Raw genomic sequence first — 20683 nt, 5'->3', positions numbered from 1 at the left:
CACTACCCAGCGGGTCCGCGTGGACGGCGCACCCGCTGATCGGGGCATCTTCGCCCCATATGTTGGGCAAAGGCGGGTATGCCGTGGGGTCTGGATTCGTCCACGCGGACGACGGTCTCCGGAGGAGTGACGAACGCTGTGCTGCTACTGGACCGGATGCGTGGATTCGCGCGCCTCGGCCTACGGGCGACCCGCGCCGTCCGCGACGTCGGCGTCATCCACCCGGTGCGGCCGGACAGGGCCGCGCGCCTGCTGCTCCCGTACATGCGCTTCGGGCCCGTCCCCGCCACGATCGGCGCGATGGCGGCGCTGCGCTTCCCCGCCCGGACGGCGCTGATCGACGACCGCGGCACGCTGTCCTACCAGGACCTCGAAGGGCGCGCGGCGTCCCTCGCGACCGCGCTCCGCGACCGCGCGGCCGGTGCCCGGGTCGGCGTCCTGTGCCGCAACCACCGCGGATTCGTCGAGACGGTCCTCGCCGCGTCCCGCCTGGGCGGTGACGTGGTCCTGCTCAACACGGACTTCTCCGCCGCGCAACTGGGCGACGTCGCCGAACGTGAAGGCATCGGGCTGCTCGTCCATGACGAGGAGTTCGGCCCGAAGGTCGACGACTCCGGATTCCCTGGGCAGCGCCTCCTCGCCTGGACGGAAGGCACTACGGACAGCGCCACGGACGGCACCACGGACAGCACAACGGGCGGCACCGCCCCGCACGGAACGTCCAAGCGCGGCGAGACGATCGATGACCTGATGGCGAACACGGAACCGGAGCCGATCGCCCCAGAGAAGACCAGCCGCATCATCGTCATGACCTCCGGAACCACCGGAACACCGAAGGGCGCGCGGCACGACCTGTCGATTTCGTCGTTGCTGCCTGCGGCGCTGAGCCATCTCATGCGCGTTCCCGTGCGGTCGGGCGCGCCCATCGTGGTCGCGCCGCCGCTTTTCCACATCCTGGGTTTCGCGTATGCGACGGTCGGGCTCGGAATGGGGATGCCGCTCGTCCTGTCCCGGCGTTTCGACGCGCGGGTGACGCTGGACACGATCGCCGCCTGCGAGGCGGAGGCGCTGGTGGCGGTGCCGGTGATGCTCCAGCGCATCCTGGACTTGGCGGAACCGCCGGTGACGCCGTCCCTCCGGGTGGTCGTGTGCGGCGGCTCGGCGCTGCATCCGCATCTGTCGGACGCGTTCATGGACAGGTTCGGCGACGTCCTCGTCAATGTGTACGGCGCCACGGAAACGGGCTGGGCCACGATCGCGACCCCCGGCGACCTGAGAAACGCGCCCGGCACGGTCGGGAAACCGTCCTTCCGCATCACCGTCAAGATCCTGGACGAGAAGGGCCGCGAACTGCCCGCCGGGGAGACCGGCGAGATCTACACCGGCGGCGGCCTGCGGTTCGCGGGCTACACGGGCGGTGGCGGCAGGCGGGTGCGGGACGGCCTGACGGGCAGCGGCGATCTCGGGCATTTCGATGCGGCGGGACGGCTGTTCATCGACGGCCGTGCCGACGACATGATCATCTCGGGTGGGGAGAACGTCTTCCCCGGCGAGGTCGAGAGCCTGCTCGGCGGCCATCCGGACATCGCCGAGGTGTCCGTGACCGGCGTCGACGACGAGAGGTTCGGCCAGCGGCTCGCCGCGCACATCGTCCGGACTCCCGGCTCGCGGCTCACCGAGGACGACGTCAGGGCGCACGTGCGCGAGCACCTGGCCCGCTACAAGGTGCCGCGAGACGTCAGGTTCGTCGCGGAACTCCCCCGCACCAGCACCGGCAAGGTGAAGGCGAAGGCCCTGACCGCCGACAGCGACTGACAACGGCTGACGGCGGCTGACGACGGCTGACGACGGCTGACGGCGGCTGACGACGGCTGACGGCGGCTGACGACGGCCGGCCGCGAGGCTCGGGAGCGAGGGCCGCACGCCCCCGGCACGCCGGTGCCGGGGGCGGGGTCAGGCGGCGCCGGGGCGGGTCTTGGCGGCCATGCAGATGCGGGCCAGGTCGTTGAGCGCGTCGGCGCGGCGCTCGTCCAGGGAGCGGCGGTCGCCCGGACCGGCCTCGGCGAGGGTGTCGATGACCAGGGAGAACACGGGCCATTCGGCGGGGCCGATGGTGCCCTGGAAGTCGACGCCGTCCTCCAGGTCGTCCACGTCGAGGTTGCGGGCGAAGGTGGCGAGGGCGGCCTCGGCCGCGACGACGCCGATGCGCATCGCCAGCGCGGCCGGCTCACGTTCGAGGGAACGCACGTTCGTAGAACCCATGTTCGACAACCTAAACCACACCGGTGACATTCGTCGAACGTTTGATCGAATAGATATCGCCGTTATAGCGCGATCGCCTGCTGGAAGAGGTGGGAATGCGTGAAATGCAGGACGCCGTCCGGTTTGCTGGGCCGCATTCCGGTCGCGGGCCCGCCCGCCAGCTCGTCCTCCAGCTCCTGCCTGATCTGCGCGGCGACGTCGCGGGGCGTCTGCGAGAGCTCCAGCCACGGGTCCAGCGGCCGGACGTGATCGAACCGCTCGGCCCGCTTCACCTCGGCGCCCGCCGCCGCGACGAGGCCCGCGATCTGCGCTTCGGTCAGCACGGTGCCGTGCGACGGGTCGCGGAGCCGCTCGATCCGGTCGAGGTCGCCGTCCAGCCCGTCCGGCCGGACGAGATCGGCGATGATCAGCGCCGCGCCCGGCCTGCTGACCCGGACCAGCTCCCCCATGACGGCCGCCGGGTCGGCGACCTGGTGCAGTGCGAATCGGGTGACGACGAGCGTGAACGACCGGTCGACGTAGGGCAGCGCGGCGGCGTCGCCGCGCGTGAAGGTGACGTTCGTGAGGCCCGCGTGGTCGGCGTCGCGCTTGCCCTCGGCGAGCATCGCCGGGGTGAGGTCGAGCGCCGTCACGTGGCGGACGCGGGGCGCGATCGCCCGGGAGACGAGCCCGGTCCCGGCGGCGGCCTCGAGCACGACGTCCTCGAGGTCGAGCTCCGGTTCCATGAACCGGACGAGCCGGTCCAGATGGCGGGTGAACGCGGTGTTCAGCGCGGGGTCGGCGAATCCCGCGGCCTGCTTGGAGAACTCCCGTACGACCCTGTCATCATGCGTCACCGTCACGTCGCCTCCTCGGATGGTTGTCCGGATCATCCCCGAAAGCGCCCACGGTGAACAGAGGGCCGGCGAGACACGCCGACGCGTCAGGCCGCGGGCACGGACTCCAGCAGCGCGGCGAGCCCCGCCGCGTCCAGCAGGTCGGCCGGGCGGACGGTGACGTTGGCGGCCACGTAGTGGAAGGCCGCGCTGACCTGTGCCACGTCCACCCCGGCGAGTTCCGCCCACGCCATCCGGTACGCGGCGAGCTGCACCGACGCGAACCGGGCCTCCTCCCCCGACGGCGGCGAGCCGGTCTTCCAGTCGACGACCTCGTACCCGCCGTCGCCCGTCCGCGAGCGGAACACGGCGTCCATCCGGCCGCGGATCAGCCGGTCGCCGATGATGGTCTCGAACGGCACCTCGATGTCGAGCGGCTCCCGCGCCGCCCACTCGGACTCCTCGAACCGGTCGCGGAGCCGCGCGAGCTGCGCGTCGTCGGCGGCGCCCTCGTCGGCCGCGCCGGGCAGCTCGTCCGGGTCGAGGAGGCGCTGCTGCCCCCAGCGGCTCTCCAGCCAGGCGTGGAACGCGGTGCCGCGCCGCACGTAGGGGGCGGGCGGGCGCGGCATCGGGCGGCGGATCTGCCGGGCGAGCGCGGCCGGGTCGCGGGCCAGCGACACCAGCGACGACACCGACAGGTGCGCGGGCAGCTCGACGAGGAGCCCGTCGCCGCCGCGCCCCCGGTCGCGCTCGGCGAGCAGCAGCTCGACGTCGCGCGCCCACGCGGTCATGCGGCCCCGGTCGGCGTCGGACAGCCCGTCGTGCCCGGCCCAGTGCCGCGTCCGCCCGGACATCTCGTCCTCGACCATGCGGGCGGCCTCGACCACGGCCTCGTACCGTTCGCGGGCCGTGACGTCGGAGCCGCCGCGGTCGCCGGGCGCGACGGGCCAGTCGGCCTCGTCGGGGTCGGCGAGCAGCGGGTTCGCGGCCCCCTCCTCCGGCGGATCGGCCCACACGACGACGGACCCGGCGCCCGCCATGCAGACCGCGCGGATCTCCTCCAGGAACGGCGACGCACCCAGCGGACGCCCCGACGACCCCCACCAGTAGCCCGTCGCGATGAGCAGGCTGGACGCGCGCGTCACCGCCACGTACGCGAGCCGCCGTTCCTCGCGCAGGTCGCGCTCGGCGCAGGCGTCGTCGAAGGCGGCGAGGTCGTCCTTTTCCAGGCCGTTCAGCGGCGGCAGGTCGGCGCGGTCGCCGCGCAGCATGAACGGCAGGACGCGCGGGTTCGCCGTCCAGCGGGTGGCGTTCTGCGGCGGCGACGGGAAGATCGATCCTTTCGCCGGGGCACCGTTCTTCTGCGGGACGGACGACAGCCCCGGAACGACGACCACCGGCCATTCCAGCCCCTTGGACGCGTGGACGGTGAGCAGCTTGACGCTGTTGGTCTCGCCGACCCGCCCGGCCTCCAGCCCGAACTCCTCCGTCTCGGCGGCCTTGAGGTAGGCGAGGAACGCGCCGAGCGTCGGATCTTCGGCGTCGCCCGCGAAGGTTGCGGCGGCGTCGATGAAGGCGTCGAGGTCGGCGCGGGCGGTGACCGGGTCGAGCCCGGAGCGGGCGGCGACCTCGATGTCGAGGCCGAGCGCCCGCTCCACCTCGTTGACCAGGTCAGGCAGCGGGAGGCCGACCTGCCCGCGGAGCGTCCGCAGCTCGTCGCGGAGGCGGCGGAGGCGGCCGTACCCTTCCGGCGAGTAGGCGTCCGGCGGGCCGAGGTCGTCGAGCGCGTCGACCAGGCTGCCGGTCTCCTGGTTCAGCTCGCTGACGAGCTGCCGCAGCGGGTCGTCTCCGGAGTCGTCCGGCGGGGAGTTGTCCGGCAGGGACCCATCCGGCGGGGGCTCCTCGGGCTGTTCCTTTTCCGGTGGGGTGATGTCGCGGGCGCCGTCCAGGGCGAGGGTGCGGGCCCGGCGTCCGAGGGCGACGAGGTCGCGCGGGCCGAGGCGCCAGCGCGGGCCGGTGAGCAGCCGGGCGAGGGACGCGCCCGCCGCCGGGTCGTGCATGACCCGCATCGTCGCGACGACGTCCTGCACCTCGGGGACGGTGAGGAGCCCGCCGAGCCCGACGACCTCGACCGGGATGCCGCGCGCCTCCAGCGCCCGCCTGATCAGCGGGAACTGCGACCGCTTCCGCGCGAGGACGGCGATGTCGGAGTACTCCAGTCCGTCACCGCCGGCGGGCGGGCCGCCGTCCGGGGCCGTTTCGGGGTCGGCGGCCATCAGGCCCGCGATGCGGGCGGCGATGCGTTCGGCCTCGTCCTCGACGGTTTCGAACAGCGCGCATTCGACGCGCCCGCGCCCCTCCCGTCCCGCGCCCGGAACGAGCCGGGGCACGGCCTTCGTCTCCGCCCGCAGCTCCTCCTGGATCCGGGCGGCCGCCTCCAGGATCTGCTCGCCGTTCCGGAACGACCGGCTGAGCTGGACGACCGGCGCGGGCACCGGCCGCCCCCCGCCGACCGCGTCCTGCAACGGAAAGTCGTAGGCGAACCGCAGCAGGTTCCCCGCGCTCGCGCCGCGCCACCCGTAGATGGACTGGCACGGGTCGCCCACGGCCGTCACCGGATGCCCGCCCGTGAACAGCGACTTCAGCAGGACGAGCTGCGCCTGCGAGGTGTCCTGGTACTCGTCGAGCAGGACGACCGAGAACCGCGACCGCTCGATCATCCCGACCTCGGGATGCTTGTAGGCGATCCGCGCGGCCAGGGCCATCTGGTCGCCGTGGTCGATGACCTCCCGGTCGGCCTTGGCGCGCCCGTACGCCTCGATCAGCGGCATCAGCTGCTCGCGGACGGCGTGCTTGGCGAGGACGTCGCGCTGCGCCTTGAGCGGTTTCTTCACCGCGGCGAGGCGTTCGTCCAGCCAGGCCCCGACCTTGCGGACGTCGTCGGCCGTCCGCAGGTGCTCGGACAGGTCTCCGGCGAGTTCCATGACGGCCTTCGTCACGGTGTCGGGCTGCCATTCGATCTGGTCCATCGGCCCGTGGTAGGAGTCGACGGCGCGCGAGCAGATCTGCCAGGCGACGGCGGGCGAGATCAGCCGCATCGTCGGTTCGAGCGCCTCGCGCAGCGCGTGGTCGCCGAAGAGCCGGGCCGCGTAGGAGTGGTACGTCGACACCATCGGCTCGCCGTCGAACAGCGCCTCGCCGCCGAGCCGGTCGAGCTCGTCGCCGGGCAGCACCTCGCGCAGCTTGTCGAGCCGCTTCCGGACGCGGACGCCCAGCTCGGCCGCGGCCTTCCGGGTGAACGTGAGGCCGAGCACGCGCTCGGGCCGGACGAACCCGTTCGCGACCAGCCACACCACGCGCGCGGCCATCGTCTCGCTCTTGCCGGACCCGGCGCCCGCGATCACCGCCATCGGCGCCATCGGCGCCTCGATCACCCGGGCCTGCTCCTCGGTCGGCGCCGGGATCTCCAGCAGCCGGGCCAGCTCTCCCGGCGTGATCACCCCACTCCCCCCGAGCTACGAATCCGTTGCCCGCCCTCGTCAGGGCGGACGGGTCAGCAGGAGCGTACAGAACACGCACCGCCCCTAGTCGCCGACCTGGCCGCCTTCGTCGTGGACCGGGCAGCAGGAGCGTACGGGACACGTCCGACACTTGTCGTTGGCCCGCGCCTGGAAGACGTCACCCGCCATTCCGCTGGCGACGATCTCGACGAGCTTCTTGGGCCATTCGGGGTCGTCGTCCTCGGACGGCGGCGGCTGCGCCTGCTCGCGCGCCTTCGCGGTGAACGCGGCCTTGCCGACCTGCACGAGCTTGGCGCCGCCGGGCTCGATCAGCCCGTGCCGCTCGAACGCGCCGAGCATCACCGCGTACTGGTAGACGCCGAGCTGCGGGTGGCGGGCCAGGTCGTCCTTGGGGACGGCGGTCGAGGACGTCTTGATGTCGATGATGACGGCGCGGCCGTCCTCGTCACGCTCGGCGCGGTCGATGCGGCCCTTGATGACGACGCGGCCGAGGTCGACCTTGAACGACTCCTCCAGCGCGACGACCTCGTTGGGGTTGTCGCGGTGCCAGGCGAGGAACTTGTCGACCATCCGGCCCGCCTGCTCGCGCTGCTTCTCGGAGTACCAGTCGCTGCGGAATTCGAGGTCGTTCCAGATCTCGTCGAGCCGTTCGGCGACGTGGACCTCGCTGATGCCGTCGTCCGCGCCCGCGAGTTCGGCGACCGCGTGGATGACCTTGCCCATGGTGCTGTACTCGTTCGGCCCGCCCTCCTGCGCGCCCACGGCGGACGCGAGCAGCCAGCGCAGCCCGCACGTCGTGAACGCCTCGACCTGGGACGGGGAGATGGTGATGGGCTCGTCCTCGGCGAACGCGGGCCCGGAGTCGGAGAGCGCGGTGATGGCGTACCAGTTCTCCGGTTTCGCGCCTCGCACGCCCGCGCGCGCCAGGCGTGCCAGGTGTCCGGCGGCTGCGCGCCGCAGCGGTTCGGGACGGGACGGGTCCGCGACCACGGAACGGAGGTCGGCGACCAGCGCGGACAGCGAAAGCCACCGGGTCTTCTCGTCCAGTTGCGACTGTTCGATGGCCCCTGGGAGGAGTTCGTTCAGGAAGCGTGACGGCCGTTCCTCTGTGTCGTCCCCACCGACGGCGGTCACGACGAGCCGTTTCCGAGCTCGCGTTACGGCGACGTAGAACAGCCGCCGCTCTTCGTCCAGCATTTTGGCCGCCATGGACGCTCCGGCCGCAGCATCTCCTTCTGGCTCGGCCCCAGCCGCGTGCTCCACCAGTTCCTCAATGCCGAGCAGCGACCCACGGAGGCGCACGTCGGGCCAGACGCCCTCCTGGACACCGGCCACCACGACCACGTCCCACTCCAGCCCCTTGGAGCGGTGCGCAGTGAGAATCCGGACGGCTTCGCCTTCCGGTGCCTGTTCGGCAAGGGTGTCGCCGGCGATTTCCTGGGACGCGATGTTGTCGACGAACAATTCCGGCCCCGCCTGGGGAAGCCGGTCGACGAACCGCGCCGCATGGTCGAACAGCGCCACGACGGCATCGAGATCGCGATCGGCCGCCGCACCGCGCACGCCGCCCTTGACGCTCTGCTCCAGCAGGACGTCCGCCTGCCCGCTCTCCTGCCACACGGCCCACAGCACGTCCTCGGCACTGCCGCCGTCGTGGACGCTGCGCCGCGCCACGTCGATGAGGTGCGCGACCCGTTCGGCCGGTGCCCGCACCCTTTCGTGGACGAGAACGAGCTCGCGCGGGTCGTTCACCGCCGCGACCAGAAGTTCTCCCAGCGGACGCTGCCCACCCGACAGTTCCTCCAGGTCACGCAGCGCCCGCTTGAGGCGACGCATGGCCAGCGCGTCGGCCCCGCCTAGCGGCCCGGTCAGCAGGTCTTCTGCGACGACGTCGTCCAGGAAGCCCTTCTTCAACGCCGCCCTGAGCAAGACAAGGAATGGACGAACGGCGGGCTCGCCCATCAGCGGGACTTCGTCACCCGCCACCACCACCGGCACCCCGGCCTGGGCCAGCGCCCGCCGCAGCACCGGAACCTGCCGGACGGCGCTGCGCACAAGAACCGCCATCCGCGACCATGGAACGCCGTCCAGGAGATGCGCGCGGCGCAGCTCGTCGGCGACGAGCGCCGACTCCTGGCTCTCGGAGTCGGCGATCACGGCGCGCACCTCGCCGTCTTCCAGCTCCTCCAGCGGACGCAGCGCACGGTGCTCGGCGGCCCCCGCCGCCCCGGCGGGCAGGCGCCGCGCGATCCGCCGCGACGCCGCCAGGATCTCGGGCCCCATCCGGCGGCACGTCTGCAGCGCCACGACGGACGCGGGCTCGCCGTCCAGCGTCCGGAACCGGTTGGGGAACTCCTGGATCCCTCGCACATCAGCGCCGCGGAACCCATAAATGGACTGATCGGGGTCGCCGACGACGATGAGGTCGCGACCATCGCCAGCGAGGTAATGCAGAAGGGATTCCTGCGCGGGGTCGGTGTCCTGATATTCGTCCACGAACACGATGTCGTAGGCGTCCTGCTCCCGGATTCGTACTTCTTCGTCGGCGAGCATGCGCGCGGCCATCTGAATCAGCTCGCCGTAGTCATAGGTAGGGACGGGGTCCAGCGCGAACCGGTCCGCGTACCGCTCCATGAACGCGCCGATGGCGGGCCAGTCGTCACGCCCGCGCATACGCCCGAGCGCAACGAGGTCTTCACCGAAGACGTCCCGCTCTACCGCGCGCAAGGCGAAGTCACGCAGCTCTTCGGCGAATCCACGCGTTGCCAGAGCGGCCCTCAACCGTTCCGGCCAGTCATGGGCACCGTCCGCCAGCTCACCCTCCAGGAACCGCCGAACCTCCAGAAGCTGCTCGGGCCCGGAGAGCAGCCGAGGCGCCTGCCCCTCCTCCAGCACGGCGTCCCGGCGGAGCAGCGCGTAGGCGTAGCTGTGGAAGGTGAGCGCCAGCGGCGTGCGCGTCGTCCGCTGGAGCCTGCCGGTGATCCGCTGCCGCAGCTCCCCCGCCGCCTTGCGGCTGAACGTCAGGACGAGGACGCGCTCCGGGTCCACACCGCGGTTCTCGATGCGATCGACGACGGCCTCGACGATCGTGGTCGTCTTCCCGGTGCCCGGCCCCGCCAGCACGAGCATCGGCCCGCCCGCATGCTCCACGACCCGTCGCTGCTGCTCATCGAGCAGGGGCGGGACGGCCCGCGCGGGACCCGCGCGGCGCACGAGACGGTAGGAAGCAGACGGCACAACAGTTCATTGGAACAGATCACCGGGACGGTTCTGACCACAACGCACCCATGTCGCCCAAGAAACCCCGCGGCACGGTTGTCAGGACGGCTCCGCCCCCGTCCAGCGGGCGCGGGACATGTCGACGCGGCGGCCGTCCGGGCGCAGCGGCGTGCCCTCCGCGCGGTACTGCTCGTGCGCCTCGATCTCGTGGCCGCTCGGCGGGCTGCCGTCCGCGCGGATCACCCGCCACCACGGCACGGCGCCCCCGTACAGCGACATCACCCGCCCGACCTGCCGGGGCCCGCCCCGTCCGACCAGCTCGGCGACATCGCCGTAGGCGAGGACGCGTCCCGGCGGGATCCGCTCCACCGCGTCCAGGACGGCCTCGGCGTACTCATCGGGTTCAGACCACATCCGGCGATTCTCGCGGTCTCAGGCAGGCGGCAGGGGCGGCAACGCCCCAGGCGGCGGCCCGTACGGCCTGGACGTCGGCGGCCCGGACGGCGCCCCACCCATCGGCGGCCCACCCGGCCCATGCGGCGGCGGCCCGGCCTGCGCCTGCCCCAGAGCCGAAAACGGCCGCGGACCAGCACCAACAGGCGAGCCGAAACCTGACCCCGGTCCCGGACCCGGGCCGGGCGGAGGATCACCGGCGGGCCGGGTACGGGGATGACGCCGCCGGAAGGTGACCCCGATCGCGCCCGCCGCGACCGTCCCGCCGACCCCGGCGAGCACCAGCCCGATGATCAGCGGCGAGACCCAGCCGGGCCGGTCGATGACCTCCACCGGCCCGGGTTCCTCCTCCGCCCCGAACCGCCGGGCGGAGGACTTGCCTGCGCCCTGCCCCGGCCCGCCCGACGAGGCCAGCGCGTCGGCGGCCGACAGCGCGCGGGACGCGTGGACCTCGCCGAACCCGGTCTCGGCGTCGTAGCCGCCGGACGGCGTGTGCCGGACGCTCTGGATCAGCGCCTGCGAGACCAGCGCCGGCGCCATCTTCGGGTGCTTCGCGCGGATCAGCGCGGCGATCCCGGACACGAGCGCGCTGGAGTCGCTGGTCCCGGCGCTGATGAAGTACTGCCCGCCGGGGCCCGCTACGGGAATGTCCACGCCGGGCGCGGACAGCAGCACCGAAAAGTTGCGGTTGGAGAACCGCGCGCGGGCGTGTCCGGGCTCCGTCGCGGCGACCGCGATAACGCCCGGGTAGGACGCGGGATAGGAGTACGGCGCGTACCCGTCGTCGTCGAGAAGGTCCGGGTCGTCGCCCTCGTTGCCGGCCGCGGCGACCACCACGACGCCCTTGTCGATGGCGTGCCCGATGGCGGCGCGCTCGTCCGGGATCGCGCCTTCCTTGCCGAGCGAGAGGTTGATCACGTCGGCGCCGTGGTCGGCGGCGTAGCGGATGCCGCGCGCCACGGCGAGCGCGGCCCGCTCGGACCGCCGGAAGCGGGGGTAGCCGGGGTCCTGCTTCTCGGCGATCGCCCGGATCGCGAGGATGCGCGACTCCGGCGCGATCCCGATGATGCCGGAGCCGCCCCCGCGGCCGTGCCCGTGCCCCGCGATCAGCGCCGCCATGCCGGTGCCGTGCCGCCGGATCGGCTTGGTGCCTGCGTCGACCTCGGCGAGCATGTTGGGCCCGGTGGTGACCGAGCCGGCGATGTCGGCCTGGCGCGCGTCGACGCCGGAGTCGACGACCGCGACCGTCACGCCCTTGCCCTTGGTGATCCGCCACGCGGCGTTCATGCCGAGCAGGTTCAGGATCGGCTTCTGCATCTCGCGGACGGCGTCGGCGTGCGCGGGGACGGGCATCAGCCACGTCCCGGCCACCGCCGTCGCGAACACCGCGGCCACCGTCCGCCGCCGTGCAGACGGCGGTCGGAGCCGCCGCGTCGCGCCCGCCTGGCGCCCTGGCATCCGTGCTCCCGTCAGCATTCCCACTCGGGTTCGTCGCAGTCCGGCAGGGACTTCGCGGCCAGCGACCGCGCGATCGCGTGCCCGATCTGCGGCGCGACGACGAACGGCTCGCCCGGCCGCGCCTTCTTGATCGCCGCCGCGGGACGCCCGTCGGCCTGCCCGGACGCCGTCAGCACGACGTACGGCCCACCACGATCGACGGTTCGGTCCTGCCGGGCCGCGTCGTTGAACCGGGCGGACGCCGTCCCGGGGAAGGGCGCCGCATGCAGCGCCGGGCTCACCAAGCCGCGCCCGTCCGCCCCCTGCGCGCCGGGCAGTTCCTTGTACGCCCTGTCGGCCTTCCACGGGTCGGGGAACGCCACCACACCGACCGTGACGACGATGCCCTCCAGCTGATCGACGTACGTCGCGCGCAGGACGGCCAGGCAGCCGTGCCGGGCGAGCGTCGCCGCGATCGCCTCGTCGACGGCCTGCGCGCAGGCGGTGTCGGGGACGATGCCCGTCCGGGTCGCGTATTCGCTGTGGCCCGTTTCGGGGCGGTAACTGATCTGTTCGGGGAAGATGCGTCCCGCCGGCCACGCCTGCCACCGTCGCGCGACCTCCTTGTTCGAGGCCAGTTGCAGCTCGGCGTTGGTGGGTTCGCGGGTGAGGGTCGCCCACGCGCCGGTGAACGAGATGCCGGTGGCGACCAGGTAGCAGCAGGCGACGGCGAGCGCGACGATCATCCACTGCCGTCCACGCAGCCCGAGCACCGTGACCGGCGGCGTCCCGGGCGGAGGCCCCGGCGGCCCCATGAACGGCACACCGGGCGGACGACCGGGCCCCCCGTACATCCCAGGAGGCGGACCGGGCCGCCCACCGGGCATGCCGGACGGACCACCGGCGGGCATGCCGGGCTGGTGCGGGGGCCGCGGCGGGGGCGGCTGCTGGGAGGGGGGCAGGAACGCCACAACAGCCAAGATTATCGTTGCTTCACGACATTACGCCCTGACATTGCGGTGAGGAGGCCGTCCAGGGCGCCGATAGCCCGGGAATGCCGCAGCGCATGGCAAGGTTGTGCGGTGAGAGGACGAAGACGTCCCCGCCCCTAACACGCGTCAGCACAGGAGCACCCACCGTGTCGTTGCCACCTTTGGTCGAGCCCGCAGCGGAGCTCACCCGCGACGAGGTCAACCGCTACTCGCGGCACCTGATCATCCCCGATGTGGGCATGGCCGGGCAGAAGCGCCTCAAGAACGCCAAGGTCCTGGTCGTGGGCGCGGGCGGGCTCGGCTCCCCCGCCCTCCTCTACCTCGCCGCCGCCGGTGTGGGAACGCTCGGCGTCATCGACTTCGACGTCGTGGACGAGTCCAACCTGCAGCGCCAGATCATCCACCGGCAGTCCTCGCTGGGCAAGCCGAAGGTGGAGTCGGCCGCCGAGACCGTCCGTGAGATCAACCCGCTGATCGACGTGGTCGTGCACAACACCGCGCTCGACCGCGACAACATCATGGACATCTTCTCCGGCTACGACCTGATCGTGGACGGCACCGACAACTTCGCCACCCGCTACATGGTGAACGACGCCGCCGTCCTCCTGAGCAAGCCCTACGTCTGGGGTTCGATTTACCGCTTCGACGGCCAGGCCTCCGTGTTCTGGGCCGAGCACGGCCCGTGCTACCGCTGCCTCTACCCGGAGCCGCCGCCGCCGGGCATGGTCCCGTCCTGCGCCGAGGGCGGCGTCCTGGGCGTCCTTTGCGCGTCGATCGGCTCGATCCAGGTGAACGAGGCCATCAAGCTCCTCGCGGGCATCGGCGAGCCGCTCGTCGGCCGCCTGATGATCTACGACGCGCTGGAGATGACGTACCGCTCGGTCAAGGTCCGCAAGGACCCGGAATGCCCCCTGTGCGGCAAGAACCCCACCCAGACCGAGCTGCTCGAAGACTACGAGGCGTTCTGCGGCGCCGTCTCCGACGAGGCCGCCGAGGCCGCGCAGGACTCCACGATCACCGTCATCGACCTCAAGGCCATGCAGGACCGCAACGACGACATCTTCCTGGTGGACGTCCGCGAGCCGAACGAGTACGAGATCGTCTCGATCCCCGGCGCGACGCTCATCCCGAAGGGCGAGTTCCTGAACGGCTCGGCCCTGGAGCGCCTCCCGCAGGACAAGAAGATCGTCCTGCACTGCAAGTCGGGCGTCCGCTCCGCCGAGGCCCTGGCCGTGGTCAAGAACGCGGGCTTCTCAGACGCCGTCCACGTAGGCGGCGGCGTCCTGGCCTGGGTAAACCAGATAGACCCGTCCCAGCCCACCTACTAAGCCCACCCAAGGCCCCGAACCCGCACCGGGTTCGGGGCCTTCCCACACCCTGGGGACAACGTGGCCAACGACGACATAGTCCGCGCTTTCTACACAGCCCGCGGCACCAACGACACGAAAGCCCTCCGCGCCCTCCTCACCCCAGACGTCCGCTGGCACGAACCAGGCGACGAGGACTACTCGGGCACCCACGAGGGCCGAGAAACCGTCCTGAAGTTGCTGGAAGACCTCCACCAAGCAACCAACGGAACCTTCACCCTCAAACCCACGGGTTTCCTAACAACAGACGAGCACGTGGTAGCCAAGATCCGCTGGTCAGCCAGCCGAGGCGAGACCCACGTAGCAGGCAACGAAATCGCGATCTACCGAATCACCGAGGGCAAGATCGCCGAAGCCTGGTTCCACGTAGACGGCTACGACCCCGAGGCACTAACCACGGTGTTCGCCCTCCACTAGCAAACCCAGCCCAACTCCGAACAGGACCTCCATTCCTGCTGATCGCCCACGCCGAGACTCCGCAGGGCAGCGTCTACATCGAATCCCCAACTGCGCGCGCCTAGCCGAGACATTCGATCGGCTGCAGGCACTGACGATCGACCCAAACGAGTCGGCCCAGTTGATCTCGTCCCTGGCGGAGGAGTTGCAATGAGCAAGAGAAAGGCGCGCGAGCCTCTGAGCCCGCACGAGCGGGAACACGTTGCCTGGCACATCAGCACGTTCAGCGACAACGGCGGTGGCAACTGCGTAGAGGCAGCCCCCCTCGCGGACGGTACCGAACGCGTGGCCGTCCGCCACAGCCACCGTCCCGACGCCGAAGTAATCCTCTACACCCGCGCAGAACGGGAAGCCTTCCTCGCAGGCGTCCGCAACAACGAATTCGACTTCTTCACCAGGTAGACCCAGACAACAAGCGCCCGCCCACGTCTCTAGTACTTCAGCCGCTTCCAAGGGGCAGCTGCCGTCGGGGTTCAGGGCGGCGGGACTCCTGGTCGGTGTCGGCGTCGGAACTGGTCGCGTGTGCTAGCGTCTGTGGCGACTTTTCACCGTAGGGTCCGCCCTCGCCATTCAGCCTCCTAGCGTCCGGTGACGCCAGGAAGGTGGAAGTCACACCAGATCCTGACAAGGGGTGTGACGATGGGTGCTGCCCACGAAGTAGATCCGGCCGTGGAGGCCGTCGATCTTGTCAAGACCTATCCGTCGACGGGCCGGGGCAAAGCACCGCTCCACGCGCTGCGGGGGCTGAGCTTTTCCGCGGCGAAGGGGAGCATCTTCGGGCTGCTCGGCCCGAACGGGGCCGGCAAGTCGACCACGGTGAAGATCCTTTCGACGCTCTCGGCCGCCGACTCCGGATCGGCGCGCGTGGCCGGGATCGACGTGCGGACGCGGCCCGAGCGGGTGCGCCAGGCGATCGGGTACGTGTCCCAGAAGCCCGGCACCGACCCGATGGCCACCGCAACCGAGAACCTGCTACTGGCCGGGCGCCTGCACGGGATGTCCCGCCGGGAAGCCGTGGCGCGAGCCCGCGAGTTGGCCGATAGGTTCGGCCTGACCGATGCCGCGGACCGGCTGGTGCGGACGTACTCCGGCGGCATGGCGCGCAAGCTCGACGTCGCTGTCGGCTTGATGCACCACCCCCGGGTGCTCTTCCTCGACGAGCCGACGACGGGGCTCGACCCGCAAGCCCGCAGCGAGTTGTGGGCCGAGATCGCGCGGATGGCCGAGGAGGAGATGACGGTGCTCCTGACGACGCACTACCTGGAGGAGGCCGACCACCTCGCCGACCGGCTCGCGATCGTCGATCACGGCACGGTGGTCGCCGCGGGCACCCCGGACGAGCTCAAGAGCGGGCTGCGCGGCGATGCGGTGCACGTGGAACTCGCCCACGCCGACGACAGAGCGCTTGCGGTGCTGCGGGCGGTGCCCGGGCTGCGGGAGATCACCGTGGACGGGAGCACCGTCCGCGGCCGTACCGGCGACGGTGCCCGGGCGTTGCCACCAGTGCTGGCCGCGCTGGAGGAAGCGGGCATCGCGGTGAGCTCGGCGACGCTCGCCAGGCCTTCGCTGGACGACGTCTACCTTCGCCACACCGGCCACAGCTTCGACGCCGCCGCGGCTCCGAAGTCCTTGGAGGTGGCGAAGTGACCACCGCGCCCGCACGTCTGGCCACTTCGACTCCGCTGACCGTGATCACCCACTCCGCGCTCCTGACCGGCCGGCTGCTGCGCGGGCTCAAGCGGATGCCGACCTTCCTGGTCATCGGCCTCGTCCAGCCGGTGATCTGGCTGCTGCTGTTCGGTCAGCTCTTCCGCTCGGTCGTGAACCTGCCCGGGTTCACCCACGCGGACGGCGGCTTCCTGCAGTTCCTCACCCCGGGCGTGGTGATGACGACCGCGCTGCTGGCGAGCACATGGTCGGGAACGACCTACCTCCAGGACATCGACCGCGGCGTGATGGACCGGATGCTCACCTCGCCCGCCAGCCGGGCCGCCATGGTGATCGCGACCCTGTCCTACCAGGCAATCCAGACGCTCATCCAGAGCCTGGTCATCGTGGCCATCGCCCTGATCGCCAGTGCCCGCTTCCCCGGAGGTGTCGCCGGTGTCGCCGTCACGCTCCTCGCCGCGTCGCTGCTCACCCTGATCTTCTCGGCACTGTCCGACGCCGTCGCCCTGCTGACCCGCCAGCAGGCAACACTCATCGCGATCTCCCAGTTCACGACGCTGCCGCTGATGTTCCTCAGCTCGGCCGTGATGGACCTCGGCCTCGCACCCGCCTGGGTCGGCCGCGTCGCCGACTACAACCCCATGCAATGGGCGGTCACCGCGTCCCGGGAGGCGATGCTCGACCACATCGACTGGAGCACGGTCTGGGTGCACTTGGGGTTGCTGGCAGCGGCGGCCGTCGTGATGGGCCTGGTGTCCACGCGCGCCTTCCGCGTCTACCAGAAGTCGTCCTGAGGTAGCCGATGGGGCCGGGAGGCCGCACGACGGACCTGCCGGGTGAGGTGGGTGTCCAGGCTCAGCGCCGCTCGCCGCTGAATCGTGGAGGACGCTGACGCTGACCTGGACACCCTTACGACCGCACTTCACGCGCGGACCGACGACCTGTCGTGGACGAGACCGAGGAACCGAAGAAGGGCACATGGACGCCGTTGACGGCGGGCGTTCCCGCCGGTTACTCGTGCTTGTCCGGTTCGGTGTCGGCGAAGGCAGGGAATCCGCCGAGATCTCGGGCTGGGCGAGGACGTCGCCGCGGTGGACGACTCGGGCAGGACCCGGGGCCATCATCGGATGCTGATCCGCCGGCGTAGCGAGGTCGTGTCGGACATTCAGCGAGACCGCCGTCACCGTCATCACCGCGAAGTCCGCCGGGCGCAAGATCTTCGGCCTCGCCACCGCAGGCGTCCGTCTCGCTTGACCTAGTGCGCGTCAGTCCGGCAGCCAGTGCAGCTCGTGCGCCAGGGTTTTGGCGACGGCACGGATGCGGCGGTGTAGTGGCGACTGCTCGCGTGGGAGGACCAGGTGGATCGTCAGGCTGGGCGCGTCCCGCAGCGGTCGCCAGGTGAGACCGGCCGGTTGTGCCGTGGCCGCGGCTTCTCCGATCGGGGCGAGGGTGATCCCGTCGCGCAGGTCGCGCTGAGACATGTCGTAGGAGACTGTGGGTGTGTGGAATCGGGGGTGTGGTCGGGTGTCTCGGAACAGTGCGGACAGCTGATCGTGGATCACGGGGTTGGCCGCACGGTCCGGGAGTCGCAGCGGATACGCGGCCGCGTCGGCGATCTCGATCTCCGGGTGTTCGGCCAGCGGATGGTGCTGCGCCAACTGGACCCCGACGCGCTCACACCGCAGCAGGAACCGGCGCACGCCACGGCCCGGCTGTTCACCGCGGGTGATCCCGGCATCGATGCGGCCGTCGGCGACCGCAGGGGAGATCTCCGGTGTCGCCATCGGGACCGCGCCGACCTCGAGTCCGCTGTTGCCGCGAATCAGCCGGTCCACGAGGGCCGGTACCGTCTCGGCCCCGGTGCTGAGGCTGTATCCGATGCGCAGCGTGCCCAGTTCACCGGCCGCGCTCCGGGCGGTGTCCCATGCCCGGTCCAGTGCCGCCAGCGCGGGCGGCGCGGACTCCGCCAAAGCCGCACCGGCCGTGGTCAATTCGACGCTACGCGTGTTGCGGACCAGCAGGGCTGTACCGAGTTCCGCCTCCAATCGGCGTATCGGGGCGCTGAGTGCGGGCTGTGCGATACCGATCCGTGCGGCCGCGCGGGTGAAGTCCTACTCCTGCGCCAGCACCAGGAAGTACCGCAGGCTCACCGTATCCGGCGCCACGTGTGCCTCCCTGCCGATCGATAACGATCCGTTCCGAGTCTATCCCGTATCGGTCTTTCCCTTGACCGCACATAAGCCCTAACCTGCGTATATGACGATTCAACTGATCGCAGTACCCGTCGCCGGGATCGATCGATCTGAGTGTCAATTCGAAGTCGGACGTGTCCGGCCGAATACAGGAGGTTTCCATGGCTAAGGGCTATTGGGTCAGTGTCTACCCCGCCATTTCGGACCCGGAGAGGCTGTCTGCCAACGACAAGCTGGCCGGTCTGGCCGTCCAGGCTGAGGGCGGGCGCGTCCTGTCCCTACTCCCGTCGCGTGGCGGTCGAATCGTCGCCCAGGAGGCCGGAATCACGCAACGCGTCGTTCTGATCGAGTTCGACAGCTTTGAACAGGCCGTCGCGGCATACGAGAGCGAGGTCTACCAGGAGGCGCTGGTGGCCTCCCCGACGGCTTGGAGCGCGACTTCCGCATCATCGAAGGCATCGACTGACCGGCGGGCCCAGCCACGGCGAACTCGCCTCTGACAACTCGAAAATAGGACTCGATCACATTGGCTCTCGAACAGCCGGATAGACGTGTGGATGACAACGCATTTGCACTCTCTGTGTACGGTTTGCGAGCGGTAGTACCGTACGACCGCAAAGAGTCACTGTCCAGTAAGACGCGTAGCTCACTCAACTTACCGCCAAGATGACCCGAGTACGGTTCAGCTTCAGAGCATCGGTCTAATCGTCCTTGCAAACATAAATATAACCACGGCCAGTGCTCCGACACTTGCAACTATGTCCATAGAAAGCCGCGCCACCTGTTTTAGAACGTCTATCGCGGTTTCATACTCGATTGGGTTTTCCTTCGCCATCTTCGTCGGGCCAAGCCGCAGGATGGCGACGTGGTCCGACTTCGTGATATGGCTCCCTTCCCAGAAAGAATCGGCCAGAGCATCCCATTTGTTTTCATCCCGTTTGTTGGATACACCCAGCGAAGGATCCAAAGGAAGCGATTCCCGGGCAGCGGCGATAAAATCTGTTCGGCTCGACCGTTCGACTGTGCACAGGACATAAAGTGGGCATTCTTGGTGGTCGCTTGAACGACCTTCTCCGCTTCGGCAGAGCCGATGATTGACAGACCTGCTTTAAGTTCCATTTCTGATCCCCCGAATTCTCACGAAGGTGGGTTTCTCGAATCCCAATAGCGAATCCAAGCGATCCACCGGGGGCATCTCTTGTGTTGGGACCACGGGGTGATCCGATGGCACCGTGCGGGGAACGGCAGCAAAGGCCAGGCTCTCCCACCCGGCACACAGACGCTGATGGGGCTGGTGTAGCTGCGCATGGGCAAGAAGTTCGCCAAGCTCGGCGCCGCGTTCGGGCTCTCGACCACGACCGCCTGGAGGTAGGCCGACGAGACGGTCGAGTTGCCGGCCGCTCGTTTTCGCCCACACTCGCCCTGGCGCAACACAAAGCCGTCGCGGACGGGCTGCTCCATCTGGAGCCGAACGGCACTCTCATCCCGACCGGCCTCGTCGCCGTCCGCCACAGCCCCCTCCCCCGGGTGCCGCTTCCGTCCCCATCTGTGCAGTGTTCAGTCGGCTGGGCCGACCACCGTCGCGTCGGTGGGCAGGTCGTCAAGCGGGGACAGGTCGCCGTCGAGGACGTCGACTCCACCCAAACGCACATCGTGCAGGGCCGGGAGGGCGCGCAGAGGCTGGAGCGAGACGACTTCCCCCGTGTACACGATCGCGAGCACCTCCAGGTTCTTCATGCCGGTGAGAGCTGAAAGGTCGAGGCGAGTACGCATCTTGGGCTGGTAGCCCGGCAAGATGCGCAGCGTTCGCAGGGAGGCGAGGCTCTGCAGGGGCGCAAAGCTCTCAACCTGAGCGTGGCGAACTTGCAGTTCCGTCAGATCTTGGCAGCCTTCGATACCGTCCAAGGCGGCGAGCTGCTTTTTCCCTTCCAGACGCAGCACCCGAAGCGGCGGCGCAGACGCGCCGAGGAAAGAAAGGTCTACCCCTTTCCATAGCCCGATCTGCAATTCGCGCAGTTTCTGCAGTTCCGCGATGTACTCCTTGCCAGGACGGTCGTGAATACCGAGCCCAAGCAGCCTTTTCGCTGCAAAGCCGGGAATCGCCCGTGGGCTCCGGGTCAGGAGGGCCAACTCGCGCAGGTCCGGGAGGCGGAAGGACGCCAAGTCGTCACGGATGCGTCCATTGACTTCCAGGTAGCGCAGCCCCGGACAGTCCCCAGGAAATCGGGGCTCTTGACGCCCGGGTCCTTGAATCGCAAGTTCAGGCCGCCGTAACCGCCTTCGGCGTATCGATCAATCAGG

17 protein-coding genes and 1 pseudogene are annotated in these 20683 nt (G+C 70.2%); 7 read left to right on the top strand and 11 right to left on the bottom strand.

The genetic code is table 11. The features are described from left to right. Positions 1-138 precede the first annotated feature (138 nt). Positions 139-1815 carry an AMP-binding protein gene (locus ACH34S_RS35090; RefSeq protein WP_395957185.1) on the top strand — a complete coding sequence of 559 codons (1677 nt, stop codon included), beginning with the start codon at positions 139-141 and terminating at the stop codon, positions 1813-1815. 138 nt (positions 1816-1953) lie between these two features. Here the strand turns inward: ACH34S_RS35090 and ACH34S_RS35085 are convergent, their stop codons facing one another. The 7 genes from ACH34S_RS35085 to ACH34S_RS35055 all read right to left on the bottom strand — a co-directional run bounded on the left by ACH34S_RS35085 (position 1954) and on the right by ACH34S_RS35055 (position 12522). Further along, complete coding sequence (locus ACH34S_RS35085; RefSeq protein WP_395957184.1) at positions 1954-2262, bottom strand: hypothetical protein; 309 nt, start codon at positions 2260-2262, stop codon at positions 1954-1956. A 62-nt stretch (positions 2263-2324) separates the two neighbouring features. Next, complete coding sequence (locus tag ACH34S_RS35080; RefSeq protein ID WP_395957183.1) at positions 2325-3104, bottom strand: class I SAM-dependent methyltransferase; 780 nt, start codon at positions 3102-3104, stop codon at positions 2325-2327. A gap of 80 nt (positions 3105-3184) precedes the next feature. Then, positions 3185-6577 carry an ATP-dependent helicase gene (locus tag ACH34S_RS35075; RefSeq protein ID WP_395957182.1) on the bottom strand — a complete coding sequence of 1131 codons (3393 nt, stop codon included), beginning with the start codon at positions 6575-6577 and terminating at the stop codon, positions 3185-3187. Positions 6578-6661: 84 nt separating this feature from the next. Next, the gene (locus ACH34S_RS35070) at positions 6662-9835 is read right to left on the bottom strand and encodes an ATP-dependent helicase (RefSeq protein ID WP_395957181.1); all 3174 of its coding nucleotides are present in this window, start codon (positions 9833-9835) and stop codon (positions 6662-6664) included. 81 nt (positions 9836-9916) lie between these two features. Beyond that, positions 9917-10231, bottom strand: coding sequence for an MGMT family protein (locus tag ACH34S_RS35065; RefSeq protein ID WP_395957180.1), 315 nt, complete (start codon positions 10229-10231; stop codon positions 9917-9919). A gap of 18 nt (positions 10232-10249) precedes the next feature. Further along, entirely contained in the window at positions 10250-11728 is a 1479-nt protein-coding gene (locus ACH34S_RS35060) for a S8 family serine peptidase (protein WP_395957179.1), read from the bottom strand. An 11-nt stretch (positions 11729-11739) separates the two neighbouring features. Next, entirely contained in the window at positions 11740-12522 is a 783-nt protein-coding gene (locus ACH34S_RS35055; protein WP_395957178.1) for a hypothetical protein, read from the bottom strand. A gap of 323 nt (positions 12523-12845) precedes the next feature. Here ACH34S_RS35055 and moeZ point away from each other — a divergent pair, with 323 nt between their 5' ends. From moeZ to ACH34S_RS35030, 5 genes are all read left to right on the top strand, one after another. Further along, positions 12846-14027, top strand: a complete 1182-nt coding sequence (moeZ, locus tag ACH34S_RS35050; RefSeq protein ID WP_395957177.1) for an adenylyltransferase/sulfurtransferase MoeZ — start codon at positions 12846-12848, stop codon at positions 14025-14027. A gap of 60 nt (positions 14028-14087) precedes the next feature. Then, on the top strand, positions 14088-14483 hold the full coding sequence (locus ACH34S_RS35045) for a nuclear transport factor 2 family protein (RefSeq protein ID WP_395957176.1): 396 nt from the start codon (positions 14088-14090) through the stop codon (positions 14481-14483). A 189-nt stretch (positions 14484-14672) separates the two neighbouring features. Next, a complete protein-coding gene (locus ACH34S_RS35040; protein ID WP_395957175.1) occupies positions 14673-14924 on the top strand; it encodes a DUF397 domain-containing protein in 252 nt (83 codons plus the stop codon). A gap of 237 nt (positions 14925-15161) precedes the next feature. Continuing rightward, positions 15162-16169: an ATP-binding cassette domain-containing protein gene (locus ACH34S_RS35035; protein WP_395957174.1), complete on the top strand. Its 1008-nt coding sequence runs from the start codon at positions 15162-15164 to the stop codon at positions 16167-16169. Next, complete coding sequence (locus tag ACH34S_RS35030; RefSeq protein WP_395957173.1) at positions 16166-16984, top strand: ABC transporter permease; 819 nt, start codon at positions 16166-16168, stop codon at positions 16982-16984. The genes ACH34S_RS35035 and ACH34S_RS35030 overlap by 4 nt, the downstream gene beginning before the upstream one ends. A gap of 471 nt (positions 16985-17455) precedes the next feature. Here the strand turns inward: ACH34S_RS35030 and ACH34S_RS35025 are convergent, their stop codons facing one another. Both ACH34S_RS35025 and ACH34S_RS35020 read right to left on the bottom strand, forming a co-directional pair. Continuing rightward, positions 17456-18160, bottom strand: coding sequence for a LysR family substrate-binding domain-containing protein (locus ACH34S_RS35025; protein ID WP_395957222.1), 705 nt, complete (start codon positions 18158-18160; stop codon positions 17456-17458). Between the two features lie 18 nt (positions 18161-18178). Then, positions 18179-18286, bottom strand: a pseudogene (locus ACH34S_RS35020) (LysR family transcriptional regulator); the annotation flags it as partial. A gap of 257 nt (positions 18287-18543) precedes the next feature. Between ACH34S_RS35020 and ACH34S_RS35015 the strand changes: the two are divergent. Beyond that, positions 18544-18882, top strand: coding sequence for a DUF1330 domain-containing protein (locus tag ACH34S_RS35015; RefSeq protein ID WP_395957172.1), 339 nt, complete (start codon positions 18544-18546; stop codon positions 18880-18882). Positions 18883-19070: 188 nt separating this feature from the next. Here ACH34S_RS35015 and ACH34S_RS35010 read toward each other — a convergent pair whose 3' ends face one another. Together ACH34S_RS35010 and ACH34S_RS35005 are read right to left on the bottom strand one after the other, a co-directional pair. Next, positions 19071-19349 (bottom strand): hypothetical protein, encoded by a 279-nt coding sequence (locus ACH34S_RS35010; protein WP_395957171.1) that lies wholly within the window; start codon positions 19347-19349, stop codon positions 19071-19073. A gap of 590 nt (positions 19350-19939) precedes the next feature. Continuing rightward, the gene (locus ACH34S_RS35005) at positions 19940-20545 is read right to left on the bottom strand and encodes a hypothetical protein (protein ID WP_395957170.1); all 606 of its coding nucleotides are present in this window, start codon (positions 20543-20545) and stop codon (positions 19940-19942) included. Between the last annotated feature and the right edge of the window lie 138 nt (positions 20546-20683).

Source organism: Actinomadura sp. 3N508 (assembly GCF_044326375.1).
In the GTDB taxonomy this organism is placed as follows: Bacteria; Actinomycetota; Actinomycetes; order Streptosporangiales; family Streptosporangiaceae; genus Spirillospora.
This window is presented reverse-complemented; position numbering and strand designations above follow the sequence as displayed.

Coding starts and splice junctions, on each gene's coding strand:
- ACH34S_RS35065 (WP_395957180.1), bottom strand. CDS start 10,231: ATGTGGTCTGAACCCGATGAGTACGCCGAGGCCGTCCTGGACGCGGTG.
- ACH34S_RS35055 (WP_395957178.1), bottom strand. CDS start 12,522: ATGGGGCCGCCGGGGCCTCCGCCCGGGACGCCGCCGGTCACGGTGCTC.
- ACH34S_RS35085 (WP_395957184.1), bottom strand. CDS start 2,262: ATGGGTTCTACGAACGTGCGTTCCCTCGAACGTGAGCCGGCCGCGCTG.
- ACH34S_RS35060 (WP_395957179.1), bottom strand. CDS start 11,728: ATGCCAGGGCGCCAGGCGGGCGCGACGCGGCGGCTCCGACCGCCGTCT.
- ACH34S_RS35040 (WP_395957175.1), top strand. CDS start 14,673: ATGAGCAAGAGAAAGGCGCGCGAGCCTCTGAGCCCGCACGAGCGGGAA.
- ACH34S_RS35035 (WP_395957174.1), top strand. CDS start 15,162: ATGGGTGCTGCCCACGAAGTAGATCCGGCCGTGGAGGCCGTCGATCTT.
- ACH34S_RS35015 (WP_395957172.1), top strand. CDS start 18,544: ATGGCTAAGGGCTATTGGGTCAGTGTCTACCCCGCCATTTCGGACCCG.